This is a genomic window from Burkholderia sp. 572 (genome assembly GCF_040545135.1).
Taxonomy (GTDB): Bacteria; Pseudomonadota; Gammaproteobacteria; order Burkholderiales; family Burkholderiaceae; genus Burkholderia; species Burkholderia cepacia.
Genome location: NZ_JBEPLH010000043.1, coordinates 17,469 through 34,866, shown reverse-complemented (window position 1 = coordinate 34,866; position 17,398 = coordinate 17,469). Strand labels below are relative to the sequence as shown.

Genomic DNA, 17,398 nt, shown 5'->3' with positions numbered 1-17,398 from the left:
GAGATCGATTCCTAACGTGACCGAGTTCATGGCAGCCTCCATGGGTGGTAGCGCCACTACGATAGAAGAAGCGGGTGGACCATACCATTAGTTGCGGATGCACTGTTCGACGGGAGACGTCTACGGACACTGACCGTCGTCGACAACTACACCCGGGAATGCCTGGCCATCGAGGTCGGGCAAAGTCTGAAGGGGGAGCATGTAGTCGAAGCGCTGACGCGTATTACTGCCCTGCGCGGGCACCCCGCCACGATCAAGGTCGACAATGGCAGCGAGTTCATTTCGAAGGCAATGGATCGCTGGGCCTATGAACATGGCGTTGAACTGGATTTCAGCCGGCCGGGCACGCCCACTGACAACGCCAAGGTCGAAAGCTTCAACGGGCGCTTCCGGCAGGAGTGTCTGAACGCACATTGGTTCTTGTCATTGGCCGACGCGCAGAGCAAAATCGACGACTGGCGCACGTACTATAACGAGGTTCGTCCCCACTCCGCATTGCAGTGGATGACACCCGCAGAATTCGCCCGTCAGGCAAGGGAATCCGCCTCGCCTGACAACTCAACCAAGCCGGAAATCTCCACTTCCGACCGGGACTAATTCTGGTTCAGGGTCATTTTAACCTCGGACTCTAACTGCAGTTCGGACTAAAACCGGGGGCAGGTCAAGACGGCCTTGTTGCTGACCACGCCGTCGTCGCGGATCTTGACCCGCAGCGCATCGAAGAACACGACCGGATACATCGCCGCAAGTGGGCGACTCTGCCAGCTCAGTGCCTCGGCCATTACCTCGTCGGTGACCGAGCTGATGAAGTCGGGAGATACCTCGGTGCCGTAGCTCTCAGCCAGAAAGGCCTGAATCTCGCGCACGCTCATGCCGCGGGCGTACATCGCGATGATGCGTTCGTCGAAGCCGGTGAAGCGGCGCTCATGCTTTGGAATCAGGATCGGCTCGAAGCTGCCGTCGCGATCGCGGGGGACGTCGACGCGCACCGGGCCGCGATCGGTGATGACCGTCTTGCCGCTTGCGCCGTTGCGCTCGTTGGCTTGCCCGGCCGGCTTGGACTGGCCCGACGGGTAGCCCAGATGGAGATTCATCTCGGCGCCCATTGCGCGTTCGATGATCGCTTTGTTGAACGCCAGCATCAGATCCTGGACCTCGGTGGGCGTCATCGGCCCCTTGACCAGTTGGTCCAGCAGCTCCTTGGGCAGCTCAGGCAGCGGCCCTCGGGCCGCTGCCTGACGCGCTACGGTTTGCCTTTTCTTCTTCATCGACATATCCATGGCTTTTACACCTCATGATATGCCTCGCCCACGAAATGACGGATAGGTCCTTCCGATCGCAGACCGGTTCAAGCCGATGATCAGATCACCTTCCCAATGTCCCGGTACAGCACGGTCTTGAGCTTCCGCTGGACGTTCGGAGATCATCACGTCTTCGCTGACATGCGCCCACGCCTTGGCTTGCGCCCTGGCCCTTGGCACTCTCAGTGCTCGTCCGGTGCGCAGATAGGTCACCAGTTCGCGCTTGAGCGCACCACGCCCTTGAATGTAAAGCGCCTGATAGATGGCTTCGTGAGAGATGCGCATGGTTTCGTCATCTGGAAAGTCGACTTTTAATCGATTGGCAATCTGTTCCGGCGACCAGCCATTGACCCATTTGCGATCACTGCGTTCTGGTTTATTCCGCCCGATGAACGCCGCTTGACTAGGCCCTGCGACCTTACGTCCTTTAGCGTCGTGAACCTGGCCTTCCAGGCGCTCTTGCACATAGCGGTGCAGCCTCGGGTTTGTCGCAAGCTTTGCTGGTTTCGGTCGCCTGGCAAACAATTCCGCCTTCCACTGCGCAACTGATGCACGATAATCGAGGCGGCCACTACGAGTTGCAGCATTACGCTTGAGCTCTCGCGAGACCGTTGACGCGCTGCGGCCAATACGGCGAGCGATCTCACGTACGCCGGCGCCTTCGGCTGAGAGTAATCCTATCGCTTCACGCTCAGCAAACGATAAGTACCTGCCGGATATTGGACTTGCCATGAACAACGGCATACCGCCACGCTCGCGAAACCAGCGTGTCCCTGCCGCCTGGGACACGCCAACTGCCGCAGCAGCCTTCTCGCTTGTGATTCCGGTCGCAACCTGCTCCCAAAACTGGCGCTCAACCTCGTGCCGAAGCGATGGTGCACCGGCGAGCGCATCGCTCCTCGCCTCGTCAACTGTTGTATCCACTTCGATGGACGACCCATGAAACACCTCCTGGATTAAGGTGTTGCGACGACCGGTTGAATCCACCCAGTACGCAAGTCGGAAATTCCGTCAGCGCCTGTGGCGCTATCGGATTCAGCAGAGCATGAGCCGTCGCGGAAATTGCTGGGACAACTCCCCGATGGAAAGGCTGTTCCGCAGCTTCAAGACGGAATGGCTGCCGTCAGTGGGGTACACGTCGGCGCAGGAAGCACACTGGGATATCAGCCACTACCTGATGCACCGGTACAACTGGATACGCCCGCATCAGTTCAACGACGGACTGGCGCCGGCTGTTGCGGAAGAAAAACTTAACGCAGTGTCCGGGATTAGTTGACCACTACACATTCCGCTGGTGAGCTGCGGCCAGTCGGCAAACAAGTGCTGACGTTCGGCAAGCGCACACTCCCGCTCGCCATCACCTGCCCGGCACCCACCACGCTGTCGCTTTCGCTGCGGGGACGGGTGAATAAGAACGGCGACCTCGCGTTCGGGACGCTAGGCGCCACACGGCTGACACTCCGCGACGCAACGCTCGATGGGCGAAAAGTCATGTTGCAGTAAAATATGGGGACTTCAGCGCCCACTCCACTGGCGCCATCGCCTTCTCAGTCGGGCATCCGCCGCCACGCAGGGCATCGACGCGCGCGGGCGGACACTGCTCGCGACGCTGACCCTCGAATCGGTGATTCCCCGCGGCGCCGCGAAGATCGCCGACCTCGCCGACTTCAATTCAGATGCGGTCATCGAAGTGACCGAACATTGATGAACCACTTGGGTTTTGGGACCCGTCTCGTTCATGTTTCGCCGCAGTCCGATTTCACCCCGACACTCCACTCGCTAGACTGCTCCTCATTCATTTCGACGAGCGGCACTCCGCTCAATTCGTTCACAAATACGAGCGCTAACCGAGCAACATCCCAACTGTGACGCATCGATTTGTGGGGCTTCATTTATTTTCGATCCGTCATAGTTATGCAGCACGCACATATTCACCATCCGGGCAGGAGTCGATCCACCTCTCATAAGCAAGCCGATCGGCGCCACAAGTCCACACGCCGAATCTGGTGGATTTTTGTCCTCTGTAGCGCGCTTACATTGGCGGGATGCGGTACACACGCTACGGTCTCACCCCATCCGACCCATCCTTTGGGGCAGTGGATGTTCGGGACCCTCCATCTTGCAGAATCGCAGCCCACTGTTACACGGCCCCCCTCGGCGATGAGCCAGGCCGAGTATCGATCGATTGATATTTTGGTTCCGGCACACGGACTCGCGCGTGAACATGATGCCGTTCGCACATGGCGACTATCGGATAACCTCCTTTCATTCACGTCATATGACTTCAGCGCTGCTCGCGGCACCGCATCCGTTACGTCGCCTCAATCATATGAACATCGACTCACACGTGTGCAGCACGGAATCTCCGTCGCGCCCGCCCCTGTTCGCGAACATTCGAGGAAGCGTGACCATCAAAAAGCGAAGCAGATCGAACCTCGCGTCTACGCACTGGCTTCAATTACTGGGCCGATTGCTCACCGCTACCAAGTTGACCACGCCTTGTTGATGGCCATCATCCACGTGGAATCGCGAGGCAATCCGCACGCGGTCTCTCATCGCGGCGCAAAGGGATTGATGCAGATCATGCCCCGCACAGGGGCGCACTATGGTGCGTGGGATCTCTTCGATCAACAACAGAACATCACGGCCGGCGCACGCTATCTTCGTGAGTTGACGATCGAGTACGGTGAACGCCTCGACCTAGTCATTGCTGCCTACAACGCAGGCAGCAGCACGATCAAAAAATATGGCGGCCGCGTGCCACCGTATCCTGAAACCCAACAGTATGTGTACAAGGTCACGTCCTATCGCGACGCGTATCGTACGCGGCTGGGTTGAATCTGAGTGTTGTTAATCGCATCGTCAGGAGTCGAATGTGACTGTACCCAACACGGATGCCACTCCAATTGCTATTGCGTGGCTCGAGAAAAGCGACTACTGGGCGTTTCGCGCGCTGCTGAAGCACGGCCTGCCACCCACCTACGAAGCCTGGGAGCGGCGCACGAAACGCATTCTCACGCACATCACCCGACGAGGGGAAAAGGTGGTCAAGGTCGGGGTATCGCCCAACGAGTTTGTCGCGTGGTGCAACCGTCAACATCGTGATGTAACCCGGATTTCGCTACAGATATATGTCGACATGACCTGAGGTGGAACTTTGTGACTTAAAAGCTCTACCAAAATGAGTTTCTGGGGCTGTTAGCCCGCCGCACGCTCCATTTGCCTCTGCGTTGTTTCGCAAACGAGGAAGCCATGGCAAAACCCATACTCGATGACGAACTGTGGTCACTGATCCAACCGCTGCTAACACCACCGAAGCCACGCCGGACGCGATACCCGGAGCGCAAGCCGCTCGACGATCGCACCGTGCTGACCGGCATCCTGTTTGTGCTGCAATCCGACACTCCCAAGGAGATTCTTCCGCGGAACATGGGCTGTGGCTCGGGTACGAGTTGCTTGCGCAGGCTACGCGACTGGCAACAGGCAGGCGCCTGGGATCGGCTGCACGAGGTGCTGCTGGCGAAATGGCGAGCGGCCGATCGCATCGACTGGTCGCATGTGGTCATCGATCCGCCCCCCATTTGTGCAGTGGGATCAGGTCTAAAACAGGACCCAGCCCCACCGACCGGACGCGCCCCGGATCAAAGCACCACCTCACTACTGAAACGCTGGCCATCCCGTTCGCGATGATCGTCACGGGAGCTAACTGCAAAGACGTCACCCAGCTGTGGCCTCTGATCGAAGTCACCCCGCCCATTCGTCGCAAGCGGAGACGGCCGCAGTCCAAGCTGGTTATCGTACAGGCCGATCGTGGCAACGATCACGACAAATATCGTAAGCCACTGCGCGCCTTGGGCATCGCCACGCAGATCGCTCGTCGAGGTGAACCGCACGGTGGTGGCCTCGGAAAAACCCGGTGGATCGTCGAGCGCACCTGCGCATCGTTGCACCACTTCAGGCGACTACGCATCCGATTCGGGCACCTCACGTCCATATACAAGACGTTCATGAAAATCGTCGCTTGCATCATCTGCTGGCGACAACTTCAAAACTTATTGTGTTCGGGCTTCTTAGGCGGCGGTTGACCCATCGACTCAATCTTCCTACCCCTCTACTATGAAAATCCGCGTCATCCTCGCTGACGATCACCCGACGTTGATCACCGGTATTCAATACGTGCTGGATGGCGCCAGCACAATCGACGTTGTCGGTACCGCGAGCGACTCGACCGAGGTGGTGGCTTTGCTGTCAAGCACACCGTGCGACATTCTTGTGACTGACTATGCGATGCCGGGTGGCGAATACGGTGATGGCATTGCCTTTTTGTCGTTCGTGCGTCGGTGGTTTCCGGACCTGAAAATCATCGTTTTTACCTCGGTCGATAACGCTACGATCGTCACCGAAATTTCCCGGCTTGGTATCCAGTCCGCATTGAGTAAAGTGGATGACACAGTACACCTGGTGTCGGCCATTCACACGGTCCACGCGGGAGCAACGTATTTCTCGCCGTGGATGCAACAGGCACGAAACGCTTTCGAGCGAGCGAGGGCCGAATCGAAAGCAAAGCAGTTGACCAAGCGCGAGGCCGAGGTCATCCGTTTGTATCTATCCGGGCTGACGATCAATGACATCTCCGCCCAGTTGCGCCGTACCAAGCAAACCGTCAGCTCCCAGAAAAAGAACGCCATGCGCAAGTTGGGTATCGAACGTGATATCGATCTATTTCGCTCCGCCTCTGAGGCGGGACTCATTGTAGGTGCGGACGCATCGAAGGATGAGTGAGGGTGGGCTGACTGCACGTTTAGTGAGGTCGGCCAAAAAATGGAATTCAACGTTTCGTAAAACTGATGAATGGAGACATAGATGAGTTTGATTCCAAGAGCGATCTATACAAACGAGCTTCATGACGAGTCGGTGAAGCTGGCGTTGACTGAAGGCGTCGGCATATCAGAGGCCGCCCCGCGGAAGTTGATTCCGGTCAAGACACTGTCAAAACTGAGTACGCGCGGCCAAGGTCGGCTAGCTGCAGGATGTCGGACGGCACCAGAAGCCGTTGACGGAAATGGAGGCGGAGATGGCGCAGGTCAATATGGAACGCGAACTCCTAAAAAAGTTCGCGACGTACTTTGCGAAGGAGTCTTGGTCAAGTACGGCGTGATTGAACAAATGCGACAGGGCTATCGCGTGCCGCCGATGTGCTGCCTGCCCTGCGTGTCGATGAGCAGCTACTATGGGTGGCGCAAGCGCAAGTCGTCCAAAAGAGCGCGGCAGGAGGCCCGCCTGGAAGCGGAGGTGCTCGTGGCCCACCGGCGGACCCGGCAACGTTTCGAGCCGCAGCGTCTGCAGCAACATCTCGAGGAGCGTGGCGTCCGAATCGGCGTGCACCAGATCAGGTGGCTGCGCAAGAGACTGGGATTGCTCTGCAATCGGAAATGCCGATTCAAGGCAACGACCCAGTCGAAGCACGATCTGTCCGTCGCTCCGAATTTACTGAACCAGGATTTCTCGGCGAGGGCGCCCAATCAAGCCTGGTGTGGCGACATCACATTTATCGCGACGGACGAGGGCTGGCTGTATCTCGCCGGCGTGAAGGATCTGTACAGCGGCGAAATCGTCGACTACACGATGAGCGAGCTAATGACGAAAAATCTGGTCATGCAGGCTCTGTTTCGCGCCGTCGCGATCAGACGACCGCCTTCGAGACTGATTCACCATACTGATCGCGGGTCGCAATATTGCGCGCTGACCTATCAATCGCTTGTCGGCCAGTCTGACATGCAGCCATCGATGATTCCCCGGCAATTGCTACGACAATGCACCAATCGAATCATTACAGGGAGTGCTGAAGAACGAACTGGCCTATCATCAACGTTCGCCACGCGCGAGCAGACGCGACAAGCGATCAGAGAACACAGCGAGATATTCTATATCCAGCAATGTACGCAGGCGCGTCTCAATTTCCAATCGATTTCCGCATTTACGCAGCGCTTCTATTTAAATCAGGTCGCTGCTTAATTCGTTGGCATCAACGAAATCCACCGACCTCAATCTTACCTCAGGGTCCGCACCCGCATGCCCCAGACGACTCACCACGATAGTGATCTCAGCCAGCTGCGTCGATATCAACGACTGCTCCTGTACGGCGGCGGCATCGCGATATCGATCGTCGCGGCAATCGCGCTGGCTCTGGAAATCATCGCCACCGTTCGCTTGCATATTGTCAGTGAACGCCAAGCTTACCAAGTGGACCATAGTCTGATCATGAACGAGATCAGGGCCAGCGAGGCATCGATTCGAAACGGCGCAATCAGTGCGGAACTGGTGTGGAACGAGCGTCCGACCACCGACCCCGCCGTGATCGCACATTTCCGCACCCACCAATATCAAATCCTGGTGCAGCCCGTGCCCACAATGCGCCCTCACCTCTTGTTCGGCGTGTCTACTCGGCTCATATCAGACCGTGAACTTGGGCAGTACCTGGCGCTGGCCCAGCAACTCGCGCGCTCGAGCGCAATCGCCTCATTACAACGCGGCGCCCAGTTGACGGGCTACTACTTCAGTGTCGATTCCGCCGTCGCTGGACTCTTCCCCGCGCCTCTGCCGGATGATCCGGACCTCCCCCCTGCTTTGGAAAATAATGCACGGATGATCGATCTGTTAAGAGATGGCCTGGATGAAGCGGCACAAGAGCCACAACCAGTACCCGGCCAGCTACGACCGCTCCGCTGGCTACCGCCTGCCATCAACCCGCTCACTGGGCGTACGGTCGTACGCTTAGCAGCACCCGCGTATAGCGACGGCAAGCCGTTCATCGTGCTGGTCGCTGAGTACGATCTCGACGACCTCACTGCGCCGCTTACGGTCGATCGTTTCGATGGCACATTCCTGATGATTTCACAGGAACGGCAGCTGATTACATCCTCGGCACAACACGCGCCGGATCACAGTTTGGTCGATCAGGTGATGCGATCGCTCGTCCCCAGAACAGTTGCGGACGGGCAACGAGAGGCCTATAAAGATGGCATATTCACCATTAGCGATCGCCTCGGAGATACGGGCTGGATCTTGTTGTATGCATTCTCATGGCGCGACATCGCGAATGGGACGCACCTCCAAATTGGTGCCGCCGCAGGTACAACCGGCTTCGTACTGATCGCGCTATGGATATTCATTATCGTTTTTGATCGGCACGTGTTCGCGCCACTCCTGGCGCGCTCCCGTCGGGTATTTGAAAGCGAGCAATTGAGCCGGGTGCTGATCGAGACGGCGCCAGTCGGCCTGGGACTCATTGCGATCGATACCGGGGAGCCGCTTTTGCGTAGCCCCGTGATGGCCGCAACGGCAAAACGTGTTGTGGTCAATGCCGCGACCCTGTCGGCGGAGTTGGTCGATCGCCACTCGCGACAGTCCCAATCCGGGATTCTGCGTTACGAAAAAACGTTCCAGACTCGCAATGGCAGATACATCGATCTCGCAGTGAATTCGGCAATCTCACGGTACCGCGGCAAAGATGTGCTCGTGATTGCATTCACTGATGTGACCGAGAAGAATCAACTAGCCAAAGAGCTGCACAACGCCAAGCAAGCAGCCGAATCGGCTAACACCGCCAAATCGGCTTTCGTCGCTGCGATGAGCCACGAGATCCGGACGCCTCTTAACGCGATTCTCGGTAATCTTGAGCTTCTTTCCCTTGCGGCACTCAATGCTGAACAGAGGAGCCGATTGGCCACGATTCGGTCCTCTTCGAATGGGCTGCTCGCGATCATCAGCGACATCCTCGACTTTTCGAAGGTCGAAGCAGGCGAAATGGTCTTTGAACGCGTCGACTTCGATATCGTCGAGCTAGCCGGCCGGGCACTCACCACGTTCGCGCCGGTCGCGCACGCGAAAGGCGTACAGTTGTATGCCCGATTCGAGGTGGACAGTGACCTTGCCATGCGCAGCGACCCCGCGCGCATCGGGCAAATCATCAACAACCTTATCAGCAATGCTGTGAAATTCACACCAACGGGTCATGTGACGTTGTACCTCGCCATTGAGCATGCCTCAGATGGCACGAAGCACCTGCAGCTGACAGTCGAAGATACCGGAATCGGTCTGTCTCCCGAGAAAATAAGCAGGCTTTTTCGGGATTTTTCTCAAGGTGACGACTCGATACACCGACGTTTCGGTGGAACGGGGCTAGGACTCGCACTGTGTCGTCGGCTCGTACTTGCACTCGGCGGCTCAATCAGCGCCGAGAGCACACCCAGCGTCGGCAGTCGGTTTACGGTAAAACTGCCACTCTGTCCATCGGCGACGGCTAGATCAGAAGAACGCGCATTCTCAAACGAAGCGGTGCTCTTTTTGAGTGCCAACGACGTCTGGCATGCGTTCGCCATGCCGCATCTTCTATCGTGGGGCCTATCGGCCCGTGCCTACACGCATCCCACCAAGATTCCCACCGACGCCGTGGCTTCCGCAGCGGCGCTCCTGATTTTCGGTGAGCGAGACTCGTGGACTCTGGCGGACGAAAACACACTCGTCGAAGCCGCCGCATGCGTCATCGACTGCCGCGCCGATGGCCCAATACAGCCGATCCGCGCCGGACGCGTTGTCAGTCTGTCTTGCTATTCGTTGACCGGTTTGAAAGCAGCCTTGTGGCAGGCTCTATCCGGCCCCGCCCCAAGCACATCGCTTGACGGGGAATGGTTCGGTTTGCCACCCGGCCCCATCCAGCCGTCGTCAATGCCCGTGCGTCGACTCCGCGTACTGGTTGCTGAAGACAATCCGGTCAATCAATCGCTCCTCCAGGAGCAATTGAATCGACTTAATTGCGACGCGCGCGTGTTGCCTGATGGCGAAGCCGCCCTCACAGTGCTCAAGCAAGACGAGTGGGATGTGCTGCTTACCGATCTTGGCATGCCGGGCCTCGACGGCTACGAACTCGCACGCGTGGCACAGAAAATTAAACCGTCGATGCCTATCATTGCGGTGACCGCCTATGCGACTCTGGAGGAGCGTGAGCATTGCGAGTCCGCGGGGATGGCGCGGGTCATGTTGAAGCCGTTGTTCCTCGCGCAGTTGCGTGAAGTGTTGATCGAGGTGACGGGTGTAGACAGTACAGTACTCACCTCGACGCCGGACGACCGCTTTTCCCTACTAGGCGACAAGCAAATCCCGGTGCATCTTCGTCAGACATTTATCACATTTTGCGACGCGTCAATGACAGCCATTCAGGCCGCATCCACCAATGACAATGTCCCCCAAGTTCTCAAGGAGCTACATGCGCTCACGGGCGCGCTCGGTGTATTCGGCCAGCGAGACCTGGCAAATCGATCCCTCAACCTCGAGCAGCATGTCAAATGCGCCGGCGTCCGTGAATCCGACGCCGCGATTGGGGCATTGGTCGCGGAGATACGAGCGCTTTATAAGCAATGAACTAGACAATGACCGTGTCTCGTTTTCACGTACAGTAACTGACCTAGCCCACAAAACTGTCCCATTGGGAAGTGGAAAATTCCGGTACCGTTTGCACGGCGCAATCCCATTTCGATTTAATTTTAACCTTCCGCCGACTCAGGGATTTGTAAAATCCGCCTCCTCTCAGCAATTTCCCGGGAGCGTGTCGAATTCACTTCGCTATCACATCAACACGCCCCGGTGCCTCACTTACATTGCATATCTAGCGTCACCGTCCCTCCGAATTGCTCGCTTGAGCTGATCCGGGAATTTGGCAAGATCGTCTACGCTACTACCGCTTTTAATCACCGATAAATAGCGCAGAATTCGATTAAATGGATCCGACATAGCCCGGATCTCCACATAGGTTGCCGCATTGATTTGACCTTGCGCCACCTGAATATCAAGCAAGCGCTGGAATACACCCTCATTGACGCCACTTTCTAGCAACCGGTGCAACTCAGAATCAAAAGCGAAATGGCCGTCTGCTGCCGCTCTATCGAACACGGTTCTCGACAGCGTCTCTGCCAACGTCGCAAGATCCGTTCTCTGCTGATCGATCAAACTATTGACCGTCCTTGCCGCCGAGGCAGCTATGTCGCCGTTGGAAATCGCCTCCTTGAGTTGATCCGGGAATTTTGCGATATTCTCGACACTACTGCGGTGTTTAATTACCGATAAATAACGTTGAGCGCGGCCATATGGATCAGAAATTGACATAATCTCATGCCGAAGCGCAACACTAATCTGGCCTTGTGCTACCTGAATATCAAGCAAGCGCTGGAACGTCGCCTGATTGGTGTCGCTAGAAAGCAAATGAATCAGCTCTGGACCATTGGTACGTAGGACATTATCGTTAAAATCCGCCCTGGATATATCATTTGCTAAACTTGAAAGCTGCGCTCTTTGTTGAAAGATAAAATCAGCCCCTCTTGCTCCCGGCGAATTTACTTCTGCCGCCATCTCAACCGCCCTCTTCAATTGATCCGGGAATTTGGCAAGATCGTCTACGCTACTACCGCTTTTAATCACCGATAAATAGCGCAGAATTCGATTAACCGGATCCGACATAGCCCGGATCTCCACATAGGTTGCCGCATTGATTTGACCTTGCGCTACCTGAATATCAAGCAAGCGCTGGAATACACCCTCATTGACGCCACTTTCTAGCAACCGGTGCAATTCAGAATCAAAAGCGAAATGGCCGTCTGCTGCCGCTCTATCGAACACGGTTCTCGACAGCGTCTCTGCCAACGTCGCAAGATCCGTTCTCTGCTGATCGATCAAACTATTGACCGTCCTTGCCGCCGAGGCAGCTATGTCGCCGTTGGAAATCGCCTCCTTGAGTTGATCTGGGAATTTTTCGATATTCTCGACACTACTGCGGTGTTTAATTACCGATAAATAACGTTGAGCACGACCATATGGATCAGAAATTGACATGATCTCATGCCGAAGCGCAACACTAATCTGACCTTGCGCCACCTGAATATCAAGCAAGCGCTGGAATACACCCTCATTGACGCCACTTTCTAGCAACCGGTGCAATTCAGAATCAAAAGCGAAATGGCCGTCTGCTGCCACTCTATCGAACACGGTTCTCGACAGCGTCTCTGCCAACGTCGCAAGATCCGTTCTCTGCTGATCGATCAAACTATTGACCGTCCTTGCCGCCGAGGCAGCTATGTCGCCGTTGGAAATCGCTTCCTTGAGTTGATCTGGGAATTTTTCGATATTCTCGACACTACTGCGGTGTTTAATTACCGATAAATAACGTTGAGCGCGGCCATATGGATCAGAAATTGACATGATCTCATGCCGAAGCGCAACACTAATCTGGCCTTGCGCCACCTGAATATCAAGCAAGCGCTGGAACGTCGCCCGATTGGTGTCGCTAGAAAGCAAATGAATCAGCTCCGGACCATTGGTACGTAGGACATCGCCGTTAAAATTAGCTCGAGAAAGTGTATCAACCAGACGCGAAAGCTGTGCTCGCTGGGGATGCTGAAGTCTCAGTACGAGCGTCGGTTCTGTCCGGGAGCGAGTGGAGACTTCAGTTTGTGTTCGACCACCGCCACCCCCGTACAATTTGGAACGAGGTTGTACCGACCACACGCTATTGTCTGAAGGGACCACCTCATACTTCTGCCCGGTTTGGGTCGAATGCTTAATATATCTCTTGCCATTCTCATAAGACGTTTCGCGCCACCTGCCGTCATCGGTCTTTACATACTCGTTGCCCTGGAAGTCGAAAATGCCGTTGCTACCAGATTTGGGCTCCGCCCCTACCGGGAGGGCGTCCAGGGAAGCGTAACCACTCAGATCAACTTTGTCGTAAACCGAGGAAGCGAATGCCCATCGCCCATCGACCCCTTGCGCGATGGGCAGATGATAACGGGCGTTCGGATTGCGTGGATCGGCCAAACCCAGCGTCCGCTTGTTGGCGTCGGGAACAACCTCATAATAGGCATTGCCTTCTTTCACATAATACGTCGAAAAATCACCCCGAACTTCCTCATAAACGCCACTGAGAAATCCATCGGTATGTAAGGCCATGGCACTTTCATTGGGCGGCGCTTTGACCGCAAGCTCCGGTTTGAGCGGAGAGACATCCTTGAATGCCGTGGACGGTGAAGGCACGTTCACTTGCTTCAGGGCCTTGGCCGCCTCATCGACCGTGCCGAAGTGCTGACCCACCTTCAGGCCCAGCGTTTTCCGGACGCTCGCCAGGCCTTTGCCCACGGCCTTTAGGCCATCTGCCGCATCGAACCCGACGCCAATCGCTTCCGCACCCGCGCTCAGGATACTCAGCGAAGCCGACGCTCGATCCCCTCTCCGATACGCCTCATACGCGTCATGCATTTCCTTGCCCCACATGAGCGTGCCTACCGCGATGCCCGCCGGCGGATACACGAGCGAAATGGCTGCGCCGGCATAATTGACGCCCTTCCACACCTGCTCGCTAATCACCTGCCCACGCGTCTTTGTCGTCTCCCTCACAGGGTCGAGCGTCAACTGGAGCTTGCGATCGTACTCACGATTCAGATCCAGGACTGGCTGCAACAGCGCGTCCGGCTTCTCCTGGCCTTTCTGGAGTTTTTCAAGGCGCGTGTTCGCCACCGCCTGATCCGAGTATTTGACGCGCTGATAGTAGTAATTCGCCATCGCCTCCGTCAACGACCTGGGCTCGTCCTTCCCCGAACGAAACGTGCTGTCGTCGTACGGACGGAACATACGGCCGTCCGGCGCGCCCGGTGTATAGAGCATATTCCGGGCTTGGCCGACCGCACCGACCCCGCGGAACACATAGGTCCCTTCCACCGGGCGCCCGTTGAAGGTGAGCCGGTGGGGCATCCGAGTTTCCGGCGACCGGCCAGCGGGGAGGGATGTCTCCTCGATCTGTTGCTTGACTGAGGTATATTCCGCCTCGGTCAACTCGCCCCGGAGTTTGGCCTGGGCTGCGTCGTACAACATCGTGCTCTGGACATGCTCCCGGTACAGTGCACGTCGATTCTCTAGCGCTGGCCCTTCGGTCAGATACTGTTGTTCTATTTCGCGCGTGTATTGTTCGCCAAGATATCCGCCGCGAACAAATGGGTCCATATACTCCGCGAACGCCCCTCGTCGGCGTGCACCTTGTTCGGCCCCCCGCACCGCCGTGTTGAGCTGACTGAGATCTTGGCCGGTCGAGGACGTGAACCTCGCTTTGCCGACAAAGTTGTCACTCGAGTCATATCCGTACGTGGCAACGTCGGTCAAAGTGCGCGGTGAAGTTCCATCACCCAAATCGACCATCACCGTATCCGGATCGACAGTTTCCGTCCCCCCCTTCGTGCGCAGGTAGCGGTCGAGCGATTCCTTGATCTTCCCGTGCGCATAGTCAGGGAATGGCTGACCCGGCAGGGCAGACGACATGGCCTCCTTGGTCACCCGAATGCGATCGGCAAGACTCGTCAGCTTCTGTCGCTCCGCTGGGCTCGCATGCTGATACCAATCTGGCGAAATCGTCCCGACCTTGGCTTCCGCAACGCGGGTCTGGCTTTTCTCCGCCACGGCCGCATCGAGCTTGTCTCGATAGCTGGTGCCCGGCAACTCTTTCCAGGTCGCGGTACCATTCTCAGCGATACGCCATGTGTCCGACCTCAAGGCCGCGTCTTCAAAGAATTGCGTGGCGTGACTGCGATTGCCCGGGTCCAACTGATCCTGCAGATACTGTCGGCCTTCCGGTTTGACCGTCCACGCGGCCACCGACGCACTCAATCCTTGCCAATTATTGAATCCGTAGAAATTCTGGCCGTCCGGCGAGTTTGGCACATACAGGATATAGCGCTCCACCTGGCCGTCGGCCTTCGTTTCACGGAACACCAGCGCATCCTTCATCTGGTCAGCCGCCTTGCCTGGAAGATGAATCGACACGCCTCCCACGCTCACCTGCGTGGTCGCACCCGCCGGTGTCTTGGCTGGATCACGTGCGCGCTGAACCATGTCATAGTCCGACTGCGTCAGATGGCCTCGCATCTTGGCGCTGAAGGCATCCATCTGGATTTGGCTGTCGAGCACATCGGACAGCGCATTCTTGACGTCTGGGTTTCGATAAGTCGTTTCGACTGCAGAACCGTAGTCCTTGCGCACATCCAACTCGCCCAGCGTCTGCTTCAATTGCGCATCGGTGAGCGGCACGGGCGAGTCGGCCGATCGAATCACCGAGTAGGTCACATCTCCCCGACTGGCGTCACGCGGCCCTTCCTGCAAAAAATCCAATAGGGTGCCCGTGCGGGCTTGCGGACCCGTTCGGGTCGTATATTCTGCGCGGACCTGGATCTCATTCGGGTCTGCATCAGTTCCAAACTTGTCGTTCAGATACCGTGTCGCTTGGTCCCGACCATACGCCCGCGGAGAATCGACATCGTCAAGCAACTGATCAGCCGATTCCTGAGCGTGCTGTTTCACACGCTCATGTTGCGCCAACTCGCTTCGATCACTTTCACTTGCGTGCTTACGCCAGTCCGGCCAGCTATTGCGTTCCGCCTGCTCCAGCAGACGCTGGTCGCGCTCCGCCAAATACGGCTCCATGTCCAGTTTGTTGCGAACTGACGTATCCACGCCCTCTGCATCACCGACATCCCGTACTTGCTGATCGATCATCGATTGCAATCGATTCTCGAACACGTTGCCCTCGATGGATTGGAAACTAAACGATACGAATTGACCCGATGCATTTCCCACACCAGCCAACTGGGCTTGCGCTCGCGCTGGAATGTGTTGGAGCAGAGTCTGTCGTCGAGCAGGATCAGTCAGGCGCTTGCCCAGCTCCTCATTGAGCGCTTGAAGCGATGGATACGACTCCAGCGGTCGCCCGGGCATATTCAACAGTACGGCGCCGACCTCGGTGTTCGCATCGATTTCCCCAGCAATCTGCCTCTCGGTGATGATGTACATCCCCGAAAATTCCGTCTTGCCACCGGGCGCCGGCGCATTGGGAACCGAAATCGCATACACAGCTGGCATATCGGATTTTGGCTGGCCCTTGTCATCCACACGTTCCGCCGAATTCGGATACGTTCTCAGTCTATCGATCCGAGCCTGATCCTCTCGTGTTAGCTCCCCATCCAGAACACCCAGTGCTGCGCGCCTTGACATCAGTGTCTTCTCGGCCTCGGCGACATGAAATTTCCGCGTATCCGTGGCGCCGTTGATTGTCAATGGCTCATTCCAATATTTCGTCAGTTCGCTCTGAAAATTGGATTTCAGTTTGTCGCGTGCATCGTCAATCGCGGATTCGAGTTTGAACAATACGTTGCTTCCGCTGATGCGCTTTGATTCATCGGCGGACGGCACCCGATACACTCCAGCGATTTCCTCAACGTAGGCCGGCGTGCGACCATTCTCGAAACCATCCAGAAACTCATCAGTAAGCGAGCGGAACTCCGTCGCCGTACGCACCTGAATTTGCTTTCCGTCCGCATCCGTTTCCGTTTTATTCTTGAAATGAACGACATACGTCTCATCCGGGTCAATATTTTCCCCAGGGAACTGTTTGTCCAGCTCACGTTTCAATTCCCGTTTGGCAAATTCGGAGAAACTGGGAGGCGCTTCAGTACGGTCTTGTAAACGGCTATTCATTTGCCCCACGTTTGAGGCCAAATCGTTTCCTGCCGCTTTTTCTCCCGTCGTCGCTCGCTTGGTTCGGCTACCTGCTGTGAGAGCATCGACGGTACTGGTTCGCTTCGTACCTTGACGGGTTGCTGCCACTTCGCTCTGTGCTCGAGTCTCAACCGACTCCTGCCCGCCCAATACCTTATCCGCGACCACTCCATCCACGCTAGGTTGATTCGTGTTCTGGGTCGATGAATCGGACTTCGTCGCAGCTTGTTCTCGCGCAGCCGGCTCGGTGTCAGTTCTGCTACGCTGATATGAGATCGAACTAATTGTCATGGGATTCCTCTGAAAAAGATCGGGGCTTGATAATTGCGAATCGAGAACAGATCATGATCAGGAGTCGGTTAATCGACATAAAATTCGATCCATCGGCACCAATTTAACACGAACCTATCAATCACCTCGACACGCAAACCCATTGCCATCATACGGATCGTCTTATGAAAATTTAATCTGACCAGTCCGATTTTGATTGGAATTCAAGTCCTGCCCAAAAG

Annotated in this window: 8 protein-coding genes and 4 pseudogenes; 9 read left to right on the top strand and 3 right to left on the bottom strand. The window is 56.5% G+C overall.

All coding sequences use genetic code 11. The features are described from left to right. Positions 1-75 precede the first annotated feature (75 nt). Positions 76-597 (top strand): annotated as a pseudogene (locus ABIC51_RS39885) (IS3 family transposase); the annotation flags it as partial. A 68-nt stretch (positions 598-665) separates the two neighbouring features. On the opposite strand, the pseudogene ABIC51_RS39880 reads toward ABIC51_RS39885, so the two are convergent. Both ABIC51_RS39880 and ABIC51_RS39875 read right to left on the bottom strand, forming a co-directional pair. Further along, positions 666-1,268, bottom strand: a pseudogene (locus ABIC51_RS39880) (IS256-like element ISBcen18 family transposase); the annotation flags it as partial. 63 nt (positions 1,269-1,331) lie between these two features. After that, a pseudogene (locus ABIC51_RS39875) lies at positions 1,332-2,221 on the bottom strand (transposase); the annotation flags it as partial. Positions 2,222-2,289: 68 nt separating this feature from the next. Here ABIC51_RS39875 and ABIC51_RS39870 point away from each other — a divergent pair. From ABIC51_RS39870 to ABIC51_RS39835, 8 genes and pseudogenes are all read left to right on the top strand, one after another. Continuing rightward, a pseudogene (locus ABIC51_RS39870) lies at positions 2,290-2,577 on the top strand (integrase core domain-containing protein); the annotation flags it as partial. A 201-nt stretch (positions 2,578-2,778) separates the two neighbouring features. Then, positions 2,779-3,006: a hypothetical protein gene (locus ABIC51_RS39865; RefSeq protein ID WP_354007079.1), complete on the top strand. Its 228-nt coding sequence runs from the start codon at positions 2,779-2,781 to the stop codon at positions 3,004-3,006. A gap of 455 nt (positions 3,007-3,461) precedes the next feature. Beyond that, positions 3,462-4,139: a lytic transglycosylase domain-containing protein gene (locus ABIC51_RS39860; protein ID WP_354007078.1), complete on the top strand. Its 678-nt coding sequence runs from the start codon at positions 3,462-3,464 to the stop codon at positions 4,137-4,139. A gap of 37 nt (positions 4,140-4,176) precedes the next feature. After that, positions 4,177-4,449, top strand: a complete 273-nt coding sequence (locus ABIC51_RS39855; RefSeq protein ID WP_354007077.1) for a hypothetical protein — start codon at positions 4,177-4,179, stop codon at positions 4,447-4,449. A gap of 104 nt (positions 4,450-4,553) precedes the next feature. Next, positions 4,554-5,386, top strand: a protein-coding gene (locus tag ABIC51_RS39850; protein ID WP_354007076.1) for an IS5 family transposase whose coding sequence is annotated in 2 segments (ribosomal slippage) — positions 4,554-4,902 and positions 4,902-5,386 — 834 coding nt in all. Because the reading frame shifts where the segments join, the coding sequence is not laid out codon by codon here. A gap of 31 nt (positions 5,387-5,417) precedes the next feature. Further along, positions 5,418-6,083: a response regulator gene (locus ABIC51_RS39845; RefSeq protein WP_354007075.1), complete on the top strand. Its 666-nt coding sequence runs from the start codon at positions 5,418-5,420 to the stop codon at positions 6,081-6,083. An 81-nt stretch (positions 6,084-6,164) separates the two neighbouring features. Beyond that, on the top strand, positions 6,165-7,316 hold the full coding sequence (locus ABIC51_RS39840; protein WP_354007074.1) for an IS3 family transposase: 1,152 nt from the start codon (positions 6,165-6,167) through the stop codon (positions 7,314-7,316). Positions 7,317-7,373: 57 nt separating this feature from the next. Next, positions 7,374-10,721: a hybrid sensor histidine kinase/response regulator gene (locus tag ABIC51_RS39835; protein WP_354007073.1), complete on the top strand. Its 3,348-nt coding sequence runs from the start codon at positions 7,374-7,376 to the stop codon at positions 10,719-10,721. Between the two features lie 231 nt (positions 10,722-10,952). Here ABIC51_RS39835 and ABIC51_RS39830 read toward each other — a convergent pair whose 3' ends face one another. Further along, positions 10,953-17,177: a dermonecrotic toxin domain-containing protein gene (locus ABIC51_RS39830; protein WP_354007072.1), complete on the bottom strand. Its 6,225-nt coding sequence runs from the start codon at positions 17,175-17,177 to the stop codon at positions 10,953-10,955. Positions 17,178-17,398 lie beyond the last annotated feature (221 nt).